Genomic DNA, 21,763 nt, shown 5'->3' with positions numbered 1-21,763 from the left:
ACGAACCAAGCCCGCGTGCCAGTCGCCTGGCCCTGACCGCCGCTGTCATGGCTGTAGCGGTCGTCGGCGGAGGTGGCTTCCTGCTCGGTCAGCGCTCGGCGATCGATCAGCAGAGCGCCGTCCAACCGGTTGCGGTCGGTGCCGCGCCGTCACCCTCCCCCGCCGCCGATACCCTCGCCGCACCGGGTCGCACGGAAATACTGGGTCGCGCGGAAATGCTGACGCTCGCCCGCGAAGCCGCCGATGCCGCTGCTCGCGGCGATGCGATGCCGGCCGGCGTGCGCGATGCGGTCGGCAAGTCGTTCGCGATCACGCTGCCGTTCGGTTGCGAAGGGCCGGTCGACGCCGACAGCGAGGCGCCGATGCACTGGCGCTACGATGAAGCAGCGGGCGCGCTGCGACTGAACGTGACGCCGGTGAGGTGGTCACCTGACGAGTGGTTCGCTGATGGTTCGTCGTCTAAAGCGGAGACGATCGAAGGCTTCTGGATTCTTCGACCCTGGACGCGCAGCGAGGTATGCCCGGCCGCGCCAACGGCGATCGCGCCGTCCGGAGCCGAGCCTATCACGCTGGCGGGACAGACGCTCGCAATTGGACAGGTCTTTGGTGCCGACGACGCGCGGCAGGGGCGTCGCGACAGCAAGGCCTACGCGTCGGTGCTGAGGATGGCCCGGACGGAATTCGACGGAAGCCGCGGGCTGGGGCTGCGTCTCTCAGGTCGCGTCGTCGCCGGTCCGACCGGCAGCGCGGTTGCCTGCCGGCAGCCGGGCGGGGCCGATCAGCGCCCGGTCTGCCTTCTCCAAGTATCGCTGGAGGAGGTCGCGATCGCCGACCCGACATCGGACAAGGTCTTGTCGACGTGGCGGACGGGATCACTGCGGGACGACGACGGAGCACGCTGAGCGACGGCGGACCGGCCTTCCCTATTCTAGCGGCGCATCGAGATCTCCCCGCGTCATTTCTGGTCGGACCTGTCCGTGCGCCAGCAGCGCAAACAGACCCGCGCCGCCGATCAGATTGCCCAGAACCGCCGGCAGGATCGATCCGAACAGCGCCGACGCCGCGTCAAGCTTACCTGCCCAGACTAGCGTGAAGGCTTCCGCCGATCCGACGATCGAATGGCTGAAGCCGGCAATCCCCACGACATAGGTGATGACGAAGATCAGCCAGAAGGATTGTTCGCGCGCGTTGGGCAGCAGCCAAGCCATTGCCGCGATCATGAAGCCGGCGGGAATCGCAGTCCAGAAGGTGGCGACGGCATCATGGTGCAGGATCACCGCCGATACCGCGATCATGCCGTCACGCAGCGACCCGCCGACCAGCGGCAACGTCACGAAACCTGCCGTGGCCAGGGCCGTGCCGGCAAGGTTCGCGACCAGTACGAGCAGCCAGAGCCGTATGGTCCTGCGCGCCGTCATCCACGATGGCGGCGTGGCCAGCGGCAGCATCGCGGTGATCGTGCTCTCGGTGAAGAATTGCATCCGGCCGAGCACGACGATCATGAACCCCAACGGATACCCAAGTCCGACGATCAGCGAATGCCATGAACCCTGAGGAACGGCCTGCGACAGTGCGCCCTCGGCCACCAGCGAGGCATTAATGGCAAGCCCGCCCGCCATCCCCGACCACAATAGCGATGCTGCGGGCCGATCGAGCTCCACCTGGCCTTCTTCGCGCACCGCATGGTGAAGCTCTTTCGCATCCGCCGCCTTGATGTCCTCGACGTCTGATTTGGGCGGCCTGGTCATTTGCGGCAAACGGACGGCACAAGCGTTCGCTCCGCGCGGGCTGAGGGATCATTTGGCCAGGGGGCGCTGTCAAAGCAACCGCACCGGACGCACCAGATGCGAGTTTATGCCCCGTTCGCTTGCCCATCTGCAGGCGAACGGCTTTGTTCTCAGAACATAGCCGAGCGGGTTCGCGGCACTGACAGCACGCCCGGTGTGCCTCACCACCCCTGAAGAACCTGTTAGCGGAGGTACTCTGAAGGTCGATGCGTTAGGTTTGACAGCGCCTTGCTCGCCCTTGCGTCACTTGGCGGCGGACGGCCCCGCCGCCACGGCCGGATCGAAGAAGATTGCGGCGGTCCGCGGCGCCATCCGCAACACGGTTCCGGCCTCGAACGGCCGCTTCGACAGAAGCTCGTTGCCGTCGTGCTTCGGAACCGTGAATTCGAGCGGCTTGGTGTCGCTCATGTTGATCGCGATCGTGTAGCCGGCGTAGGACATGACGTGGCTGTCGCCGCGCCCGGCATAGATACTGTCCTCGCCCAGCTTGATCGTGATGCCCGCGGGCGCCTTCGCTACCGGCACCTTCTCCCCTGCTTCGGCGAGCGATAGGCCATAGTCCTTATTGAAGGACTCGCCCTTCAGCAGCACGGTCTTGTCCGGGCGCGTCCAGAACGCGCCGCTAGGCTCGAACCGCGTATCGACCGGCACGGTCGCGATGCGATTTCCGCGCGGGCCGCTCATCCAGACCTTGCCCAGCTTGCTCACGCCGCGGTTCCCGCGCCACCAGAGCGAGGCGTAGAAGCGCTCGTCGCCACGCTTGATCGCGACGACGCCGTCCTCGGCATCGGCGAAGGCGAAGTCCGGCTGGCCATCGGTCATGGGCAGTCGGGCGGCCTGCGGCGGCATCTTGCCGAGCGCGTCGACGTGATCGATCAGGTCGAGCAGGCCGTAGGCTTCCCGAAATCCCGGACGGGTCGACGCCGCCGCCAGCAAAGGCCACAGCTGGTTGTCCTGCACCATCTGCTGCGCATAGCCGACCAGCCGGGGGTCCGCCGTCAGGACGGCGGCCTCGATGGGACTGGACAGGCCCGAATGGCCGACCTGGACATAGGCCAGTTCGCCGGGCGCCTTCAGGTCGCGCCAGCCGATGTCGACCATGCTGCGCATTCCGGCGAAGCCCTCGTCATCCGTGGCGGGATAGCGGAAAGGCGCCCGCGCCGCGGCGATCTTCGCCAGCTGTTCCTGGATCTTCGGGTCGCCCGGCTGTCCGGGCGCGGGACGCGTCGCGTTGTAGATCGCGCCGACCCAACCTTGGACCTCGCCATAATTACCGACATAGCCGAGCTCGCGGGTCAGGCCCTTTCGCGTAACTAGATGATAGCCGTGGGTGACCTTGTAGGGCGCCCCTTTCGTCCCGTCGGGACCGCCGGCATCGTAGGAACTGCCGCCGTCCGGCAGATCGTCCCCGCGCCATTCCTCGATCCCGACCGCCTCGTAGAGGTAGCGGCGCGCCTTGTCCTCGGGCATCGCCGTGTCGGGCGCGACCACGGCGATGCCCCGGTTGGCGTAATAGATGCCCCAGCAATCGACGATCATCGACTGGTTGGTGTAGAAGCGGCGATGCGTGCGGAGCCATTCGCGGCTGGCCAGGAACATCTCGGTCAGCGCGGCGCGGCGCGTGATCGTCGCGCCGTCCTTCCACGCCACCTCCCGATCCAGGAGCGGCACGAAGGGCGTCGGGTCGGTGACGAGGGCCTCCGCCAGCGGGCCGAAGCCGAACCAGTCCGGATTCCACGTGGTCTTGTCCCACTTCACCAGGTCGGGATACTTGGCATAGGCCGCGATATAGTCGTCGATGCCCTTGACGATCGCGGCGACCAGGCGCGGATCTTTCGCCATCTTCGTCCAGCCCTTCGTCCGGAGATGGGCGAGGAAGGCGATCTCGTGCTGGCCGAGAGGGCGCGGTGCGCTGATCAACCCGTTGGCGGTGGTCTCGACGCGCGTGCGGATGGCGGCCAGCACTTCCGACCCGGGCACCTTCGGCGCGATCCGGCCCGCGCCCTCGCGCTTGGCCGGCACCGTCACCGTACCATCGACCATGCCGCCCGTGTCGAGCCACGGATCGTCGTGCGTGAAGATGTCGTAGAGCCCCCGCGACGGCCTCTTCATCGCACCCTGGAACTTGGCGAATTCGCTGGCATAGGAGAAGATCGCGCCGCTGGCTTCGATCATGCAGTTGATCGACGTCCTGCCCTTCGTCACCGCATCGGGAAGGCGGTAGGTCCGGTAGAAGAAGGCTCCGGCGAACTGCGGATGCTTTGCGCCAAAGTCGAGTTGGTCATAGTCGCTAAGCAGCCGATCACCGACCTGCTTGCCGTCGCAGATCAGGGTGAGATTGCCGTCCACGGCTTCGCCGCCCCAGAGGCGCGTCGTGAAGAATGTCGTCTTCACCGGATCGACCTTGATCCGGAAGCCGACGCCGCCGCCCTTCCAGCCGCCATCCGCAGGTGCCGCTATCCGCAAAGCGGGCTGACCGAGCCCCCCGGCCGAGACGCTGCCGTTGACGATCCGCACGTCATGCGCTCCGCCCGCGGCCTCGCGCGACAGGGGCACGTGATCGAGGCTGCGCGCCGTCGCCGGCAGGATCGCGAAGGTCGCGGCGGTCGCCGCCAGCCAAGCCAGATGCCGCATTGCATTCCCCCCTTGTGATGGATTTCGAGCCGGTGTGGCGCTCACATGCTCCGCGAGATCGTCGCGGTTCCGTTGGCACAGGCCAGCCGTGTGCCATCGACCTCGACCGGCCGGTCGCAGGCGACGCGGATCGACGCATTGCCCTCACGCGAGATGGCGACCTTGCCGGTCGTACGGTCCACATGCGCGAAGACCTTCGCGAGCGAATCGAGCAGGACCTCGGAGCTTTTGCGGATGTAGCTGCCGTTCGCGACGAAGATCCGGTCGGGCCGCGATCCCGCCGCCGCCCCGGCGGGCCGGCTGAGCGCGAGCAGATAGGCGTCGGTGTCGTACCCGCCCAGCGTCGTGCTGGCGTTGCGGTGACGGATGCGACCGTCCGCTAGGAGATTCCAGTACACCTCGGTGACCCGCGCTTCGTCCGTGATGCGAACGCCGATCCAATTCGCGCCTTCCATCCGCTCGATGCGCGACGGCACGCGCCCCGGCGAGATCGGCTGGATCGCGACGACGAACTTCTCGCGCTCGCGCTTCTCGGCCGGCTGGAAACCGAGGTAGGTCTGCGCGACTTTGGGATCGGCGTCCTTCAGGCCCTGATGTTCGACCAGTCGCATCGCCTCGGGATAGTCGGTCGGAAGTCCGCCATCCGGCAGAGGCTGGGGAAACAGCGGCCGGACCGCGGCGGACGCATCGCCGTCCGTCACCCTGACCACCTGTCCGTCGCGCTTCGCCGACCCCTCGTAATGCAGCAGCCACTCGTACTGGCCGATGTCCCAGCTGCGCACATCGTCGAGTATGACGATGGTGTCGCCGATCCAAAGTATGTTGCGAAAGTTGCGCTGGAAGTTGCGCGCGGTCGGCCCCGTGGCGTCGGCCCAGACATAGCGGAAACCCGGCGTATCGATCAGATGGTCGACCGCCCCCATGAAATGGGAACCGTCATAGGTGTCGCGCTGCGGCTCGGCCTTTCCGTCGATAGTGACGACATTGTGGGCGACGCTCTGCCGGTAATAGGCGTCATATTCGGGCGTCGCGTAGCTCGAATGCCCGGAATCGGAGAGCAGCGTCCGGCCGCGGTGGTACAGGATGAAACTGCCCGCGTCGGCATGGTTGTGGTTCCAAGTGAATCCGGATTTCAGCGCGAACATCGTCGCGTCGTCCCGCCAGCCGTCCCGCATCGTGACGAGGCCCTGACTGCGAAAGATCGCGGCGCCGGACACGTCGGTTACGGACGCCTTCGCCCGCTCCTCAGGTGTCGGGAGAAACGGCAGGTTGATCGCGTCGCCCCACGCGTCCTTCCCTTCGACGCCTGCAAAGCCATCGATGTAGCTGAGATAGGCCGGGTTGCGATCGCCCATGATCCAGAGGTCGGCGAGCGTGAAGCAACCGCAACTCGGCGGTCGACTGTCGCCGAAGTTGAGGGACACCCAGCCGGCGGAGCGCGGATAGGCCGCCGCGAGGAAATAGTTCGGGGTGCGGGCAAGCGCCGGAATCGGCGAGGCCGGCTTGCCGAACGCTTCGGCATAGGCGCGTCGGAACTCCAAGAGGCTGTGCAGGCCAAGCTCCGCATAGCCGATCGTTTCGGAATAGGCGCCGTCACTGCCGTAGGTCGGCGGCTTCGATTCGAAGCGCGAGCCGCCGAATTCGAACCATTCGACACTGGCCGCGTCGATGCGTCGTGCCCATTCCGCGGCACGGGGATCGTCGCGGAGGATCGACAAAACCCCCACCCCTCCGCCGAAGACGATATGGCCCCACCAATTGTGCCCCATCGTATCCAGCGCATGGATGCGCCGCCGTCCATCGATCCAGTCGTTCAGGATCGGCTCGATCGCACCATGCACGAGGCCGGCGACGATCGTCCGCCGCTCTTGCGCTGACAGAGTGTCGCGGATCGCATCATAGGCGACACCATAGGCCGCCGCGGCGTAGCCCATTCCTAAGTCCGAGGTCCAGGGCGGGTCGCGTCTGGTGAGCGGCAGATCCGTCAACCAACTCGTCCTCGCCGCCCGCTTGAGCAGCAGATCTCGAGCACCCGCCGCGTATATCGCCTCGCCGGTGACGCGGTACGCCAGCGCCAGCGCCTTCAGGGAATCATCGACACGTCGATCAGCGGTCGGGGCATTCGCCAACGCCGCTTTCGCGATCATCAGCTGCGCATTCCAGCGCTGGGCGGCCACCGGATCAGAGGCAATCGCCCGCTTGAGGCGATCGACGTTTGCATCCGAAAACGCGAGGCGGGCGGAGGAGGCGTGCGCGACAGTTGGCGTCGCGGCCACCACGACGATGGCCAGCAGAACATGCTTCCACACTAGGCTCTTCACCGACCCTCTCCCGCTATCAATACGATCCTCGTCGCACTGCATTCGGTAACGATATCACAGACGCCGCGCCAATGGAAAAGAGTTAATCGCTACAGATGAAAGTTTAAGCAAAGGGGATATCGGCGGAAACCGTCTTGCAAAGACACCACACTTGCGGGTAACGATATCTGTAATGCGGAGGACCGTGGATTCGGACCCGCGAAAATATCGTCCCTGAACGGAGGGACGGCACCATGGAGGGGAGTTTAAGGGCCATGAAGATTCAGCGTCGTTCGTTCGGTCGCCATCAAGCGACTGCTTCTCGCGCAATGCGACTCCTGCTCGCGACCGTATCCATGGGCGCGCTTCAGACGGCGCAGGCGCATGTCGCGGACGGCGGCACGGCCTCCACGCAAACAGTGCCGCCGGCGTCGGCGCGCTCGCAGGCCGCTGCAACAACCGCTCCCGAACCCGTTCCGGTCGCCTCGCAGGTTAATGCCGATGGTGAGCGTGCCGGCGAAAGCTCTGGCGAGGGACAGATCAACGATATCATCGTGACCGGCGTCGGGGCGGCTTCATCCGCTCGCAAGGCCAACGTCGCCTATTCCGTCCTTAAGGAGGAGGACATGGCGAAGTTCACCCCGATCAGCGCCGACGACATGTTGCGCGACATGCCGGGCGTGGTGGTCGAAACTAACGACGGCGTCGCGCGCAACGAGGTCTTTACTCGTGGCATGACGATCGGAACGGGCTCGAACACCTCGGGCTACTTTTGGACAACGATTTTAGAGGACGGTTTACCCGTCATACCGTTCAAGTTCGGCGGCTTCCAGGACGGCTACTTCTACCGGGCCGACATCTCGACCAGCCGCGTCGAGGCGGTTCGTGGCGGCACAACCGCGACGTCGGTGTCGACGTCCGTCGGCGCAACTTTTAATTATATCACAGGTCCGGTGAAGGCAGGCGGAAGCGTCCAGGTCCGCATCGGCTTCGAAGGAGAGGACACGCATCTCTCTTGGAAACAAATCGACGGACAGTACGGGTGGACAAACAAGGAAGGGGATTTCGGCCTCGGTATCAGCGGATTCTACCGCCGGTCAAACGGCCCGGTTAATCCGGGCTTCGACGTGAACGCCGGCGGTCAAGTCCGTCTGCGCGGGACCAAGACCTATACGACCGATAACGGCGGCGGCATGTTCATGGTGGGCTACAAGCACCTGGACGACCGCAACGGCGAGCTGACCGCCTACGCCCAGCCGGTCTACGGTCTCGAAGCTCAGGAGGAAATCGCAGGCTTCGGCCGGACCGCCAACCTGTACCTCGACGGACCGGTCCAGACGGTGCCGAACTACTTCGACTCCGGCACGCACACTCTCGATCCGACAAAAGGCTATCGGTACCGTCAGGATGCGGTGAACATGAACTGGACACACACCACCGACAGCGGCTGGTCGTTCGGTGCCGCGGTTCGCGGCCAGCGCTCGACGTATCGTGGTCAGGGCTTCAAGATTACCAACCCGGTATCACTTGCTCAGACCCAAGCCGAGCGTGAACGCTACGGCCTCAACATCAACAACCTCGACCGTACGCCGGGCTTCTACGAGTTCCGCGACCAGAACGGCTCGCTGATGGCTCGCGTCGCCAACAACGTGAACGGGTCGCAGCTCGGCACCGACTATCGCACAGGGCTTGCCTGCCCTCGCGTGACGCAGACGACGTTCCAGACAAACAGCCTTTGCGTCACCTACAACGGGTTGCCCAATCGCGACATCGACCTGCGTGGCGGTACCGTCACCGGCGCCGTCGCGCAGTCCAACGGCACGTTCGTGACGGCGACGCTTCCGCTGAGCAACTCGTCGCGCGACTTGCTGCTGCGTACCGGCGTGGAGGATAGCTACCGGTCGTCTACAGATATCATGGGCGATTTCACCGTCGGCTTCCGCTCCGAGAAGTTCGGCTTCAACGGTGGCCTCTACGTCGCGCGCGCGCGTCAGTTGAATCAGACCTGGGGTAATGGACAGGGCCTTGCTCCATGGGCCGACGGTCAGGTCCAGAACCTGGTCGTGAACTACGTCACGCAGGCCGGGACCACTTATCAGCTGACGGACGCGCAAGGCTGGGGCTTCTACGGTGCCGGCACTTTCGGCACCGCGAACCAGCGCGCCACCATCACCGAGATCGCCCCGCGCGCCGATTTCAGCTGGTCGCCGAACCGCTATTTCGATTTCAACGTCGCGGCAAAGTACGACCACTTCTCGGCGACGACCAACTCGAACGTCTACGACCAGCGAAACTCCGCAGCGGGATCGCTGACGAATGGCGGCCTCGACGGCAATCCGCTAACCGTCTACGACAATCTCACGACCGTTCTGGTGCCGAGCCGCATCGTTCAGGCGCAGCGCTCGGTCGGCGTCTTGAATTGGACCGCATCCGTCGGCTTCAACCTGAGCCCGCAGCACAAGTTCTATGCGCGGTACACGGACGGCAAGCAGCCGGCGCTGGGCGTGGTCACGCGCTACTCGACCCCCGCCACGCTCGTGCGGCCTTTGGGCCCCACGGCGTACGTGAAGGGCTATGAGCTGGCCTACACCTTCGACACCCGATTCGTTTCCGGTGCGGTGACCTATTTCAAGCAGAACTTCGCGGTAAACGATTATCCGACCGCGATCGATAGCGACAACGTCACCACCTACCTGCTTCCAGAAAACTTCAACCGCTATTTCACGCGCGGCGTCGAGGCGTGGGCCAGGTTGCGCCTGAGCCGGCGTTTCGAATGGACCCCTTCGGTCACCTTCCTGAACGGACGGACGCAGGCGGCCTATGTCTGGCTAAACACCGGCGCGAATGGCTTGGGCGCATCGGACGACGTCCTGCGGATCGATTCTGGTGAGCTGTCGCGCACCCCGCGATGGACGATCAGCAATGTCGCGTCCTATCGCCTCGGCGACTTCCGCTTCAACCTGCGGCATCGTTGGATGTCGGCGCGCCGTCTATCGACGGGAACGGTCGATTTCCGGAGATTGCCCGCGCAGGACAATCTGGACGCCTCGATCCAGTGGGAGCCGCGCCGCACGACCCGCGTGACGTTCGACATCCGCAACGTGACCGACACGCAGTACATCTCGTCCTACGATGCCGCGCTGCAGACCACGCTGCCGTCCGGCATCCAGGCGTACGACGTAGTTCAGCAACTCCCGGAATCGCTGTTCCTGCTGAAGCGCAACCAGCCGCGGTCCTTCTGGCTGACGGTCCGTCAGGATTTCAAATGACCGACGGGTGAGATGGGCGCGAGGGGGCGGATCGACGCTTCCTCGCGTTCGTGCGATCAGTCGATGTGTGCCGCCCCGCCCGAGGTAACGATGTCCACCGACCACAATCTCCAGCTTGTCGCGCCGTTCAGCCCGTCGATCTTGAAGGCGACCATCCCGCCCGAGGCGGTCGCCACGCTCAATGCCCGTGCCGACGAGATCGCAGGGCGAGAGGATGAGGTCGCGGCGCGCGACTGGTCGGGCTATCTCGCCGGCGTGGTCAGCCGAGAAATCCGCGTCACCGACGTGATCCATGCCACGCCGGTCTTCGCGGACTTCCTCTACGACATCGCCCGCACCTTCACCTACCGCTGCGAAAACGCCCTGCTCCACTTCGCCGATTATGAGGAAACGCAAGGGCTGCGCGACACGAAGCTGCGTATCGAGATCAAGGAAGGCTGGATCAACGACATGCTGCCGGGCGACTACAACCCGGTCCACTTCCATCAGGGCTGCCATTTCAGCAGCGTCGGCTTTCTGCGGATTCCAGACGGCTACGACGCCGAGTTCGCGGCGGACAAGGCAAGGCAGAACACCGCCGGCTGCCTGCAGTTCATCGACAGCCGCTCGGCGATCGGCGTGAAGAACCTGTTCACGGTGAAGCCCGCGGTGGGTGACTTCTACCTTTGGCCGTCGTGGATGCTCCACTGCGTCTACCCGTTCAAAAGCGCGGGCGTGCGCCGCTCCATCGCGATAAACCTGGCCTTGCGCTGACGGCGCCGCCTTCTCCGAAAGGTCCGACGTGATACGCCTTTTCCGCACCGCGGCCATGACCATCCTCATGTTCGTCACCGCCACGACGACTGTGCGCGCCGACGCTCCGTCGCAAGCGACCTATCGCAATCCCGTGCTGGCAGGCGACTATTCCGATCCCGATGTGGTGCGGGTCGGCCGCGACTTCTATCTCGTCGCCTCGTCCTTCTCGAACGTTCCGGGCCTGCCGATTCTGCATTCGACCGATCTCGTCCACTGGACGTTGATCGGCCATGCCCTGCCACGATTGTCGCCCGACGATCACTTCGCCACGCCGCGACGCGGGGGCGGCGTCTGGGCGCCGGCGATCGTCCACCGGGCAGGGCTGTTCCGCATCTACTATCCCGATCCGGACCGCGGGATCTTCGTCGTCACCGCGCGCGATCCGCGCGGTCCCTGGACCCGTCCGGTGCTGGTCGATGATGCCAGAGGCGCGATCGATCCCGCGCCCTTCTGGGACGACGACGGGACCGCGTGGATGGCGCACGCCTTCGCCGCCAGCCGCGCAGGATTCCAGAACGTCATCGTGCTCAAGCGGATGAACCGCGCCGGCACGAAGACCCTCGATGCCGGCGTCCGCATCATCGAGGGCGACAGGCTGCCGCCCGTCCGGACCAGCATCGGCCTGCGGCCCTGGCAGACGACGGAAGGGCCCAAGCTCTACAAGCGGGACGGCTGGTACTGGCTGTTCGCCCCCTCCGGCAGCGTGAAGGGCGGCTGGCAGGGCGTATTCCGTGCCCGCCGGCTGACCGGCCCTTGGGAGGGGCGCGACGTGCTCGACCAAGGCCCGACCGCGGTCAACGGTCCGCATCAGGGGGCGTGGGTCACGACGTCCGCCGGCGAGGACTGGTTTCTGCACTTCTCCGACGCCGACAGCTACGGGCGACAGGTCCACCTTCAGCCGATGCGATGGAAGGATGGCTGGCCGGTCATCGGCGCCGATCCGGACGGCGACGGCATCGGGCAACCGGTGTTGGATCACGCAGCCCCGCGATTGCAGGCCGTGCGGGACGGCATTCCGGCCGGGGACTCATTCGACGGCGCCCCCAATGCCGCCTGGCAGTGGAACGCCAACCCCCGCGGCGACTGGACCGGACAAGGGCCGACCGGGTGGCTGCGGCTCAACGCCGTGCCCGCCTCCGCGAACCTGTGGGAGGTCGGCAATTTGCTCACTCAGAAGCTGCCGGGGGCGTCATTCGTCGTGACCGCGAGGATGAACTTCACGCCCGTGCGCGTCGGCGAGCGGGCCGGCCTCGCGCTGTTTGGCAGCGACTATGGATGGATCGGCGCCGAGCGCACGGTGACGGGATCGCGCGTTATCCAGGTCGTTCGTCGCGATGCCGACAAGGACGCCACGGAGACGGTCATGCCCGGCCCGGCGCTGGATGCCGACGGCGCCTTGTGGGTGCGCATGATCGCACGGCCGATGACGGAGCGGAATCCGCCGCCCGACTTCTCACCCTATTGGCCGTCGATGCTCCGCTCCCGGCACGCCGCGATCCGGTTCGAATACAGCCTGGACGGCAACCGCTTCGTGCCGTTGGGCGATGGCTTCGTCAGCCGGCCCGGACGGTGGGTCGGCGCCCAGATCGGCATCTTCGCGCAGGCGACTGGCGGAACGCCCGCCTTCACCGCGAACACCACCGGCCATGCGGATTTCGACTGGGTCGGGATCGGCGACTGACCGTCAGGTCGCAGGTCATTTGCGGATCGTCACATCTTCCGCGAAGGGCTCGATCCGGATGTCGCCACCGATGGCGTCGGCGATCCTGCGCCCGCCGATGGTCAGTCCCTCGATGCTCACGCCGCGGATCGCGCGCGTCGCATCGAAGCCCGCGATGATCGAGGGGTTCAACACCCCGCCCGCGGCGCGAATGTTGCGCAGCCGGACATCGACGATGCCGCGTCCCGGCGATAGGCTGTATTTCGCATTGTAGACGACGCGGAAGTTGAACAGCGACCCTTCCTGCAACTCGTCAATGCGCACGTCGTCGAACAGGACATCGCGCACCAGATTGTCGTCGCCGTTGCTGATCGCCAGCGCGCCCTGATAGTCGCGATCGTCCTCGTCCTGCTCCAGGATATCGATGCGGCGAAACGCCAGCCGCTCGATCGTCTCCGGCGCGTCCTTGCCGCCGCCGTGCAGGCCGATGTTGATCGGGTGCGCGACATCGGCCCAGAGCACAGCGTCCTGCACGACGAAGTTCCGGGCGTCGCCCGCGAAGCCCCACCGGTGACCATAGATCGCGATCGCATCGTCCGATGTGCGCAGGAAGACGTCGGATACGGTGACGTCGCTGCAACTCATGAAGTCGAGGCCATCGGACCAAGGCTTGGCGCTGAACGTGGTCATATCCGATATCCGCACGCCCTGCGACTGGCCGCAGAACACTGTGTAATGCTTCGGATTAACGACAGTGACCCCGTCTATCGCGACGTTCCTGGCGTAGGTTACCTCGACACCCCGTTCCGGTTCGTCGATCAATCCGCGTCCGCGGATGGTGACGTTCGAGACGCGATCGAGGACGATCTTGCCCCGCAGCACCGCGCCCGGCGCGAGATAGATCGTACGGTCGGACGGGAAGGAGAAGACGCTGCCCGGACGATCCGGCGGCACGTGGATGCCGGGATCGAACCAGATGACCTTGGCATCGGCGCGATCCGGAATGTCGCGGTCGACCGCGCGGGCGAAGACGTGGACGTTGTGAAGCCGGTCGCCATCGAACTCGACCGATACCTTTGCTGGCTTGGATATCGTAAAGCGCGCGGTGCGGCCATCGAGCGTCGAGCGAATCCCCGCACGATCGGGCCGCACGACGACCGAACGGACGTCGCCATTGTTGCGGCGCACCTCCACCTCGACTGGACCGGCCATGTCGAATCGAACCATTGACGCCTGCTGCGGCGCGTCGAGGTCGACAGTCACGCTGTGCTCGAACAGGTCCCGCCACGCTCCGCCGGGGGCGCGTACGCGAACCGTGAAGTCGTCGTTGTGCTTCAGGCCGGGGGGGTCGGGATAGACGACCGGTCCAGTTCCCGCCTGCGCGCCGGCGAGCAGAAAGACGACTGCAGACCCGAAGCTCACTTCGGCGCTGGCCCAGTCGAGCCGCGTTCGCAGACCTCGAACGGTGCGACGTGGTGACGCACCGTCGCAGCGCCTTCGCCACTATTGCGTCGCTGCCGGAGCGTATCGCTCATGATTTCCACCGCGGTCGATGCCATCTCGGCGATGGGTTGATGCACGGTCGTTAGCTGCGGCCACATCAGCGACGCAATCGGCGTGTCATCGAAGCCGGCGATGCTGATGTCGCCGGGGACACGCAAGCCCTGACCCAGCGCGATGGCGGTGATGGCCGCCGCCATGTCGTCATTGCTCGCGAAAATCGCGGTTGGCCGCTCACCGCCCGCCGGATCGAGCAGCTCGCGCCCGACGTCGAGGCCGGAGCGATAGCTGAAGTCGCCCTGCACCATTCGAACCGAGTCAAACGGCACCCCGGCCTCCGCCATCGCTGCACGAAACCCTTCTTCGCGGCGAAGCGCGGGCGAGTGGCGAACATCGCCGCGCACAAAGGCGATCCGACGATGGCCGAGCTTCAGGAGATGCTTGGTCATCGCCCGCGCACCCTCGAAATCATCGATTAGCACGGCGGATGAGTACGATCGCGGGTCGGCGGTCGCGAAGCTGAGCGCCGGGATGCGCGCCTGCCACAAGATGTCGAGTGCTTCGAGCGAATCGCACAGGGGCGGCGGCAAGATCATGCCATCGACGCCGAGACCGACCAGCTTTCGCACGGCATCGACCGGGTCCGGGTGCGCGGCGATCGGCTCGATCACGAGCTGACTGCCGTCGCGCCCGCTCTGGCTGAAGGCGCCCATCAGGAAATCGCCCAGATTCGACGACCGAGGATTGCTGAACAGCACGCCGATCCGCGTCGCACCTGACCGGGCGGCTCGCGCCGCGACGTTGGGCACGTAGTTCAGCGCCTCGATCGCGGCCTGGACCCGGATGCGCAGGGGTTCGCGCACCTTCGTCCCGTTGACGACGCGCGATACCGTCATCGAGGATACCCCCGCCTCGCGTGCCACGTCGTGAACGGTGACGGACGTTCGCTTCCACGGCGACGTCACCGTGGCGTCCCGCAGCATTTCGCTTTCCGCCCTCGAGCCCGTTGTCACTCTGCGTTTCCTCTCCCGCCGCAATGGCGCCGGTGTTACGTAACTGGATTGCCCGGAACACCCAACCCGGTGCCACAATCTATCTGTTGACGATACCAGTCAAGAACCTAAGATCGCGGCAACGGCCTCGCAAACACTAGGCGCAGGCTGTCTTGATAACGATAACCGCAACGGTGCCGGAGAGGATATGTCGAGCGAGACCCGATCGGATGCGCGCCGCAACTATGTCCTGCTCAGCGCCTTCCTCTACCTCTTCTTCTTCGCCCAAGCCGGTGCGATGTCGTTTCTCGCCATTTGGCTCAAGGGGCCGATCGGCCTCGACGGCGCGGGTGCCGGCACGGTGTTCTCCGCAAACTTCATCGCCGCCATGCTGTGCCAACCGCTCTACGGCTATATTTCCGACCGCGTCGGCCTGAAGCGCCATGTGCCCCTGTTCCTTGCGGTCATGGTCACGCTGTGCGGGCTCTTCTTCACCTTCGCCTACGCACCGCTGTTGCGCGCCAACCTGATCGCCGGCGCGGCGGCGGGGGGCCTCTATCTCGGGCTGACGTTCGTCGCGGGAAGCTTCGCGCTCGAATCCTACGTTGACCGCGTCGGCCGTCGCTACGGCTTTGAATACAGCAGGGCACGGCTTTGGGGATCGCTCGGGTTCGCCAGTGCGGCGGTCTTCTCGGGCCGGCTCTACAACATCGACCCACGCATCAACTTCTTTCTTGCCTCTGCCGCCGGCCTGCTGCTCATCCCGATCATCCTGGCGGCACGGATCACGCCGGACCCGGAAGACGCATCGGGCCAGCGCGTCGTGACCCCGCGCGAGTCCTTCTCGGTCCTCGCGCAGCCCAGATTCTGGGGCTTCATGGTGCTGATCTTTGGCGTGACCAACCTGTACCTCGTCTACGATCAGCAGTTCCCGGTCTATTTCGCGTCGATGTACCCGTCACCGGAGGAGGGACGCGAGATGTTCGGGTATCTGAACTCCGCGCAGATCTTCGTGGAGGCGGGAATGCTCCTCATCGCACCGTTCATCGTGATGCGCACCGGTGCCAAGACGGGGTTGATGATCGCGAGCGGCATCATGATCGTCCGCATTACCGGTTCGGCCTTTGCGATCGGGCCGCTGTCGATCTCGGCGTGCAAGATGCTCCACTCCATCGAATTGCCGATCCTGGCCGTGTCGATCTTCCGGTACATCGCCTATCATTTCGACGCCCGCTTCGCATCGGTCGTCTACCTCGTGGGCGTCAGCTTCGGCCATTCGCTGGGCCTTGCGATCCTGTCGCCGATCGTCGGTCACGGCTATGACGCCTACGGGTTCCCGACAACCTATCTGATGATCGCCGTCGGCGCCCTGATCTTTTGGATCGCATCATGGTTTAGCCTGGCTGCGACCCCGCGGACCGATGCGCGTGGTCGCCCGCTCGATCCGCCCGTCATTCCCGCCACGTCCACGCCGCAGCCTGCGGCCGACGTGGCCCCCGTCCGATCGTGAGAGCCTTGATGTCCGTCGTCCACGAACCGATCGCAGACCTTGCACGTTTGCGGGACATTTCCCTTCCTACGCCCGAGGAACTGGATTCCGCAATCGGGAACGTCCTCGCGCGCATCGACCGTGCCCTACCCGAGTTTCTGGATCGCTTCCCGGCGCCGTCGAGCGAGATGCTGGTTTATCCGGCCATCGAGAATGTGGAATGGACCAACGGCTTCTGGACAGGAATGCTGTGGCTCGCCTGGGAATTGACCGGGGAGGCCCGTTTCCGCGATGCCGCGCAGATGCAGGTGCGTAGCTTCGATAGCCGCGCCCGAAAACGCGTAAACGTTGCGCACCACGACCTCGGTTTCCTCTACACGCCATCCGCCTGTGCAGCGTTCATGCTAACAGGCGACGAGGCTGCGAGGCGGACCGGGATCCGGGCCGCCGAACTGCTCCTCGAACGCTTCGATCCGGTTTCAGGCGTGATACAGGCATGGGGCGACCTGACCGATGCTGCCGAAGCCGGTCGGATGATCATCGACTGCAATCTCAACCTGCCGCTGCTCTACTGGGCGACGGCGGAAACCGGCGACCAGAAGTTCCGCAACGCTGCGGAAGCGCACCTGACACGCGCCGCGCAGCACCTCGTCCGACCCGATGGCTCGACCTTTCATACGTTTCACATGGACGTCCGCACCGGCGAGCCTTCGCACGGGACCACGCATCAGGGCTTCTCGGACGACAGCTGCTGGGCACGGGGGCAGGCCTGGGGTATCTACGGCTTCGCGCTCGGCCGACGCCACAGCGGTCGCAATGCGCTTCTGGACCTGTCGGTCACGCTCGCCCATTATTTTCTCAATCGGCTGCCAGATGACCTCGTATGCCACTGGGATCTAATCTTCACCGACGGACCCGAGCCGCGCGACACGTCCGCTGCGGCGATCGCCGCCTGCGGACTGTTGGAAATCGTCGATCAGCTGGCCGAGGCCGTACCCGCGCGCGACCTCTACGCTCGCGCCGCCTGGGGCATGATCCGGGTGATCGACCGGGATCATCTCGCCCCGCTCGACGGATCGAATGGCGTCGTCGCCGATGGCGTCTATCATATGCCCAAACGGATCGGTGTCAGCGAATGCTGCATCTGGGGCGACTATTTTTACCTCGAAGCGCTCGTTCGACTGCGCCATGACTGGAGACCGTACTGGTGACCGAAACAACCCGCCGCACGGTGCTGAAAAGCGCCGCGATCCTCTCCGTCGCTGGCGCAACCACCACCGCCGCCGCTGTAAAGTCCGCGGGTGTGCACCGCGTAAGCTCCCCCGATGGCCGCACTGTCGTAACAATCGATCCGTCGGGACCGAAATGGTCGGTCGCTGTCGGAGGCCGCAGCGTGATCGAACCATCGCCGCTGGCGCTGTCACTCGCAGACGGCGCGCCCCTCGGCGCGGGAGCGACGTTCCGTTCGGCGAAGCGGCAACGGATCGCGGGTTCGTGGACGCCGCTGTACGGCATTCGGAAGCACTACGATGGCGATTGTAACGAACTCGTGGCAGAATTCGACGACCGTGCACAGCGCATCCGTTTCGCGATCGTGGTACGGGCTTACGACACGGGAGTAGCCATCCGCTACCGCCTCCTCTCGGCACCGTCCCGCGAACTGACGCTGACCGGCGAGTGCACCGAATTCCGACTTCCCTCCGACGCCACATTGTACGTCAGTCGCGACGAGGGCGAATATCAACGCACCGTCCAAACTCGCATAGCCCCCGCCCCGCACCCCGACCTGACCGGTAGCAGCGACAAGGGTGATCTGGCGGACACTCCCGTCACGGCGATACTCCGCGACGGAACCGCGCTCCTCGTCAGCGAATCCGATCGCCTGCACTACCCGCGGCTTATGCTCCGATCGGGACCGAAAGGTCTCGTCACTTATCTGATGCGCTTTCCAGGCCGCGCTACGGGATACTCCGGTCCGGGCGATACGCCTGCCGAAAATCGTTTTAACGTGCCGGTGCCATTCGACACGCCCTGGCGCGTGGTCATTCACGCGCCGGCGGCATCCGCTCTCCTCGAGCGACAAGATCTGATCCCGACGCTCGCGAGCCCGAACCGGCTGGGCGACACCAGCTGGATCCGTCCTGGGCGCGCGATCCGCATCCGCAATTACACGACGCAGGCCGGCCTCGATACCGTCGATTTCGCCGCCGCGCGCAAGCTCGACTATGTCGAATGGGATGCGCACTGGTACGGGGACGGTACCGATCCTAGCGACGCGACCTACGCCATTCCGCCCATCGATATCCGCCGGGTCATCGACTACGCCCGCAGCAAGGGTCTGGGCATGATCCTTTACGTCGATCGCGTGCCGGCGATGCGTCAGCTCGATGCCATCGTGAAAACCTACCGGTCGTGGGGCGTCGCCGGCATCAAGTTCGGGTTCGTCTGGGAAGGCCGCCAGTCCGACGTCGATTTCATCTATGATCTGGTGAAAACCTGTGGCGACCACAAACTGCTGGTCAACCTTCACGACAACCTCCGCCCGGCCGGCCTGGAGCGGACGCTTCCCAACTACGTCGCGCTGGAAGGCGTTCGTGGGAACGAGCAGTTTCCCACGGCCAGGCACAACTGCACCCTCCCGTTCACCCGGGCGTTGTCCGGGCCGATCGACTACACGATCTGCTTCGCCAATCCGAAGAATAAGACAACCAATGCTCATCAGCTCGCGATGGCCTCGATCTACTACAATCCGCTGACCTTCCTCTACTGGTACGATGAGCCCACCAAGTACGCGGGACGCGACTGGCCAGAGCTTGCCTTCTTCGATGAGTGTCCGACGACCTGGACCGAGACGGTCGCGTTGTCGGGTGCGATCGGCGACCATGCCGTTGTTGCGCGACGAGCGGCCGACGGGCGTTGGTTCGTCGGCGCGATCACCAGCAGAGAAACACCACATACGCTGACCGTTTCGATAGACCGGCTCGGGCCTGGGCCGTGGCGCGTCAGACGCTTCGCGGATGGGGAGCCCGCCAGCGCTGCGTGGCAAACCCCCGTGGCCGTCACTACCGAGACAATACTGGCCGGGGAACTGCTCAGCTTGCACTTAGCACCTGCTGGTGGGCAGGCGCTGATTATCGAGCGAGCCTGATCTACGGCAGTCGTTTGGAAGCGGTTTTCGTTCCACGCGCAGCCAGCTCGATCGATCGATCGCCGTTTGTAACTGATGACTTGAGGATAATAATGCGCTCAAGACCCTCATCCTCTCGATGACAGGCTCCTTCGCTTTAATCGAAGCCGGCGGCACAAAGTTCGTCGTAGGAGTCGCGCGATCGCAGGCCGAAGTGCTCCGAGTTGAGCGCATTCCGACTACCACGCCCAGTGAGACGATCAGCCGAAGTCTCGATTTCTTCGCGAAAGCCCAAGCCGAATTTGGAAAATTCGAGGCTGTGGGGATCGGGTCGTTCGGTCCAGCCGACGTCGATCCTCGATCGCGAACATGGGGGCACATCCTCTCGACGCCAAAGCCGGGCTGGGACCAGTTCGACTTGGCCGGGACGGTGGGTCGCGCGCTCGACTGCCCTGTAGCCTTCGACACTGACGTGAACGCCGCAGCGCTTGCCGAAGCACATTGGGGCGCCGCCGCCGGCACTTCGATTTCTACTTATATAACTGTTGGCACGGGCATAGGCGGCGGCGTGGTGCTGGGCGAGCGACTTGTCCACGGCGCCAACCATCCCGAGATGGGCCACGCCATGCCCGGTCGTCACGCTAGCGACACGGGCTTCGCAGGCGTCTGCCCCTATCATGGCGCCTGCTTCGAGGGACTGGCGAGCGGGCCTGCGATTAAGGCGCGGTGGGGCGCTACCCTGTCCGAGCTGCCCCAGGACCACGAGGCGCATGAGATCACGGCCTTCTATCTCGCACAGCTGGTAATCATGCAGCAGGCGATGATCGCGCCCGATCGGATCGTCTTAGGCGGTGGCGTGATGGAAACACGTGGTTTGCTGGAACGCGTCCGTTGCACCACGGCTGAGCTTGCACGGGGCTACTTCGGTCATGATCGAGCCAGCTATGAGGATTTAATCCGCCAAGCAGGTCTCGGCAATCGCTCCGGCCTACTTGGCGCACTAATACTCGCGAGAACTCGTCGGCGAATCTAATGGCTCTGCCGCTGATTCCCTTACAAACGCATCGGGGAAAGCTAAATTAGGTTCTAGACGGTGCTGTCAAAACAACGGGACACGCGTACTCAGCGTGAAGCTCTTCCCCGCCTGTACATTAGCACAGCCAGCCGGATCACCTCAGATAACGGAGTGCGGTAGCAAAACGGCGAGGCTGGCTTGCCAAGGCGAGGCATGTCCGGCCCCACCCCGCGTTGCTCACCGAACGGTGCAATTGGTTTGACGGAGCTGCGCGGCGAAGCACGGTAGCAGGCACGCCCTCTGCTATCGGTCGCCCGGCACCGCTCGCTTATCTACGATGTCCTGCACCGCAAGGAACAGGTCGTGGCTCCAGTGATGCCTCTACCTGCTCAATTTATTGTCAGGTGATCCCCCGGAACGGTGCTTATCGTATTTATAACTTATGTCATCGTTCTCAGTTCGAACCTGCGAAGTGGTTGGGCTCTGACAACACGTTGCAACAGAAAACGTGTTACGCCGCTCGCCCTTATTCCGTCAGCGATCCTCCCTGTTTATCTGCTCGACTTTCATCGCCAGCGAAGCGAACAGCGCTGAGCCTTGAGTCGCGGGCCGGTCCCCCGCGCCCCGCCCCACCGATGCTGTCGGCTGGGGCTGATGCTGATGGGAGCAGCAGCGTGCTGCTCCGTTGATGGAGACCAGCATGACCAGGCTCACCGATACCCAGACCATCCTCTTGTCGAGCGCTGCGCAGCAGGACGGCGGCAGCGTGTATCCGCTGCCCGCGACCATTACCGCGAGCGGCGCACGCCTGACAAAGGCGCTGACGACCCTCGTTGATCGCGGCTTCCTCGTTGAGCGCGAGACGGACCAGGCGGCGGACACATACCGAGCCGAGGGCGAGGTGCGATACGGCATCTACGTGACCCAGGCGGGACTGGCGGCGATCGGCATCGACGCCTGCGATGACGGCCCCGATGATATCATGGCCCCTGCCCCTGCCCCCACACCCGTAGCAACCCCGCGCGTCACCAAGGGCAGCACGGTGCTGTCGCTACTACAGCGCGACGGCGGCGCAACGCTCGCCGAACTCATCGATGCAACCGGCTGGCTGCCGCACACGACCCGCGCTGCGCTGACCGGACTGCGCAAGAAGGGGCACGCGGTGGTGCGCGGCAAGCGCGATGAGCAGACCTGC

Annotated in this window: 14 protein-coding genes; 9 read left to right on the top strand and 5 right to left on the bottom strand. The window is 64.7% G+C overall.

Annotated elements, in window-relative coordinates:
* The first annotated feature begins 47 nt into the window (after positions 1-47).
* Positions 48-902 (top strand): hypothetical protein, encoded by an 855-nt coding sequence (locus ACX40P_RS14580; RefSeq protein WP_459127093.1) that lies wholly within the window; start codon positions 48-50, stop codon positions 900-902.
* Positions 903-923: 21 nt separating this feature from the next.
* Here ACX40P_RS14580 and ACX40P_RS14575 read toward each other — a convergent pair whose 3' ends face one another.
* The 3 genes from ACX40P_RS14575 to ACX40P_RS14565 all read right to left on the bottom strand — a co-directional run bounded on the left by ACX40P_RS14575 (position 924) and on the right by ACX40P_RS14565 (position 6,742).
* The gene (locus ACX40P_RS14575; RefSeq protein ID WP_459127092.1) at positions 924-1,748 is read right to left on the bottom strand and encodes a formate/nitrite transporter family protein; all 825 of its coding nucleotides are present in this window, start codon (positions 1,746-1,748) and stop codon (positions 924-926) included.
* A 282-nt stretch (positions 1,749-2,030) separates the two neighbouring features.
* Positions 2,031-4,421 carry a hypothetical protein gene (locus tag ACX40P_RS14570; RefSeq protein ID WP_459127091.1) on the bottom strand — a complete coding sequence of 797 codons (2,391 nt, stop codon included), beginning with the start codon at positions 4,419-4,421 and terminating at the stop codon, positions 2,031-2,033.
* Between the two features lie 41 nt (positions 4,422-4,462).
* The gene (locus tag ACX40P_RS14565) at positions 4,463-6,742 is read right to left on the bottom strand and encodes a heparinase II/III domain-containing protein (protein ID WP_459127090.1); all 2,280 of its coding nucleotides are present in this window, start codon (positions 6,740-6,742) and stop codon (positions 4,463-4,465) included.
* Between the two features lie 308 nt (positions 6,743-7,050).
* On the opposite strand from ACX40P_RS14565, the gene ACX40P_RS14560 reads away from it, so the two are divergent.
* The 3 genes from ACX40P_RS14560 (at position 7,051) to ACX40P_RS14550 (ending at position 12,466) form a co-directional block, all read left to right on the top strand.
* Complete coding sequence (locus ACX40P_RS14560) at positions 7,051-9,990, top strand: TonB-dependent receptor plug domain-containing protein (RefSeq protein WP_459127089.1); 2,940 nt, start codon at positions 7,051-7,053, stop codon at positions 9,988-9,990.
* Positions 9,991-10,080: 90 nt separating this feature from the next.
* On the top strand, positions 10,081-10,743 hold the full coding sequence (locus ACX40P_RS14555) for a putative 2OG-Fe(II) oxygenase (protein WP_459127088.1): 663 nt from the start codon (positions 10,081-10,083) through the stop codon (positions 10,741-10,743).
* Between the two features lie 55 nt (positions 10,744-10,798).
* Positions 10,799-12,466 carry a glycoside hydrolase family 43 protein gene (locus tag ACX40P_RS14550; RefSeq protein ID WP_459127087.1) on the top strand — a complete coding sequence of 556 codons (1,668 nt, stop codon included), beginning with the start codon at positions 10,799-10,801 and terminating at the stop codon, positions 12,464-12,466.
* A 15-nt stretch (positions 12,467-12,481) separates the two neighbouring features.
* Here ACX40P_RS14550 and ACX40P_RS14545 read toward each other — a convergent pair whose 3' ends face one another.
* Positions 12,482-13,867, bottom strand: a complete 1,386-nt coding sequence (locus tag ACX40P_RS14545; RefSeq protein ID WP_459127086.1) for a glycosyl hydrolase family 28 protein — start codon at positions 13,865-13,867, stop codon at positions 12,482-12,484.
* Complete coding sequence (locus ACX40P_RS14540; protein ID WP_459127085.1) at positions 13,864-14,928, bottom strand: LacI family DNA-binding transcriptional regulator; 1,065 nt, start codon at positions 14,926-14,928, stop codon at positions 13,864-13,866. The genes ACX40P_RS14545 and ACX40P_RS14540 overlap by 4 nt, the downstream gene beginning before the upstream one ends.
* 217 nt (positions 14,929-15,145) lie before the next feature.
* Between ACX40P_RS14540 and ACX40P_RS14535 the strand changes: the two genes are divergently transcribed.
* The 5 genes from ACX40P_RS14535 to ACX40P_RS14515 form a co-directional block, all read left to right on the top strand.
* A complete protein-coding gene (locus ACX40P_RS14535; protein ID WP_459127084.1) occupies positions 15,146-16,447 on the top strand; it encodes an oligosaccharide MFS transporter in 1,302 nt (433 codons plus the stop codon).
* Between the two features lie 8 nt (positions 16,448-16,455).
* The gene (locus tag ACX40P_RS14530) at positions 16,456-17,637 is read left to right on the top strand and encodes a glycoside hydrolase family 88 protein (RefSeq protein ID WP_459127083.1); all 1,182 of its coding nucleotides are present in this window, start codon (positions 16,456-16,458) and stop codon (positions 17,635-17,637) included.
* Entirely contained in the window at positions 17,634-19,574 is a 1,941-nt protein-coding gene (locus ACX40P_RS14525) for a glycoside hydrolase family 97 protein (protein WP_459127082.1), read from the top strand. The genes ACX40P_RS14530 and ACX40P_RS14525 overlap by 4 nt, the downstream gene beginning before the upstream one ends.
* A 118-nt stretch (positions 19,575-19,692) precedes the next feature.
* The gene (locus ACX40P_RS14520) at positions 19,693-20,586 is read left to right on the top strand and encodes an ROK family protein (protein WP_459127081.1); all 894 of its coding nucleotides are present in this window, start codon (positions 19,693-19,695) and stop codon (positions 20,584-20,586) included.
* 682 nt (positions 20,587-21,268) lie between these two features.
* Positions 21,269-21,763, top strand: a 495-nt coding sequence (locus ACX40P_RS14515; protein WP_459127080.1) for a DUF3489 domain-containing protein, incomplete at its 3' end; no start/stop codon positions are given.

Source organism: Sphingomonas sp. RS2018 (assembly GCF_054489605.1).
The sequence above is the reverse complement of the archived record's forward strand: the minus strand, read 5'-3'. Positions and strand labels throughout refer to the sequence as shown.

Bases quoted from the DNA above. Each gene is read 5' to 3' on its own strand.
- ACX40P_RS14580 (WP_459127093.1), top strand. From the start codon at position 48: ATGGCTGTAGCGGTCGTCGGCGGAGGTGGCTTCCTGCTCGGTCAGCGC.
- ACX40P_RS14575 (WP_459127092.1), bottom strand. From the start codon at position 1,748: ATGACCAGGCCGCCCAAATCAGACGTCGAGGACATCAAGGCGGCGGAT.
- ACX40P_RS14570 (WP_459127091.1), bottom strand. From the start codon at position 4,421: ATGCGGCATCTGGCTTGGCTGGCGGCGACCGCCGCGACCTTCGCGATC.
- ACX40P_RS14560 (WP_459127089.1), top strand. From the start codon at position 7,051: ATGCGACTCCTGCTCGCGACCGTATCCATGGGCGCGCTTCAGACGGCG.
- ACX40P_RS14555 (WP_459127088.1), top strand. From the start codon at position 10,081: ATGTCCACCGACCACAATCTCCAGCTTGTCGCGCCGTTCAGCCCGTCG.
- ACX40P_RS14550 (WP_459127087.1), top strand. From the start codon at position 10,799: ATGACCATCCTCATGTTCGTCACCGCCACGACGACTGTGCGCGCCGAC.
- ACX40P_RS14540 (WP_459127085.1), bottom strand. From the start codon at position 14,928: ATGCTGCGGGACGCCACGGTGACGTCGCCGTGGAAGCGAACGTCCGTC.
- ACX40P_RS14535 (WP_459127084.1), top strand. From the start codon at position 15,146: ATGTCGAGCGAGACCCGATCGGATGCGCGCCGCAACTATGTCCTGCTC.
- ACX40P_RS14530 (WP_459127083.1), top strand. From the start codon at position 16,456: ATGTCCGTCGTCCACGAACCGATCGCAGACCTTGCACGTTTGCGGGAC.
- ACX40P_RS14520 (WP_459127081.1), top strand. From the start codon at position 19,693: ATGACAGGCTCCTTCGCTTTAATCGAAGCCGGCGGCACAAAGTTCGTC.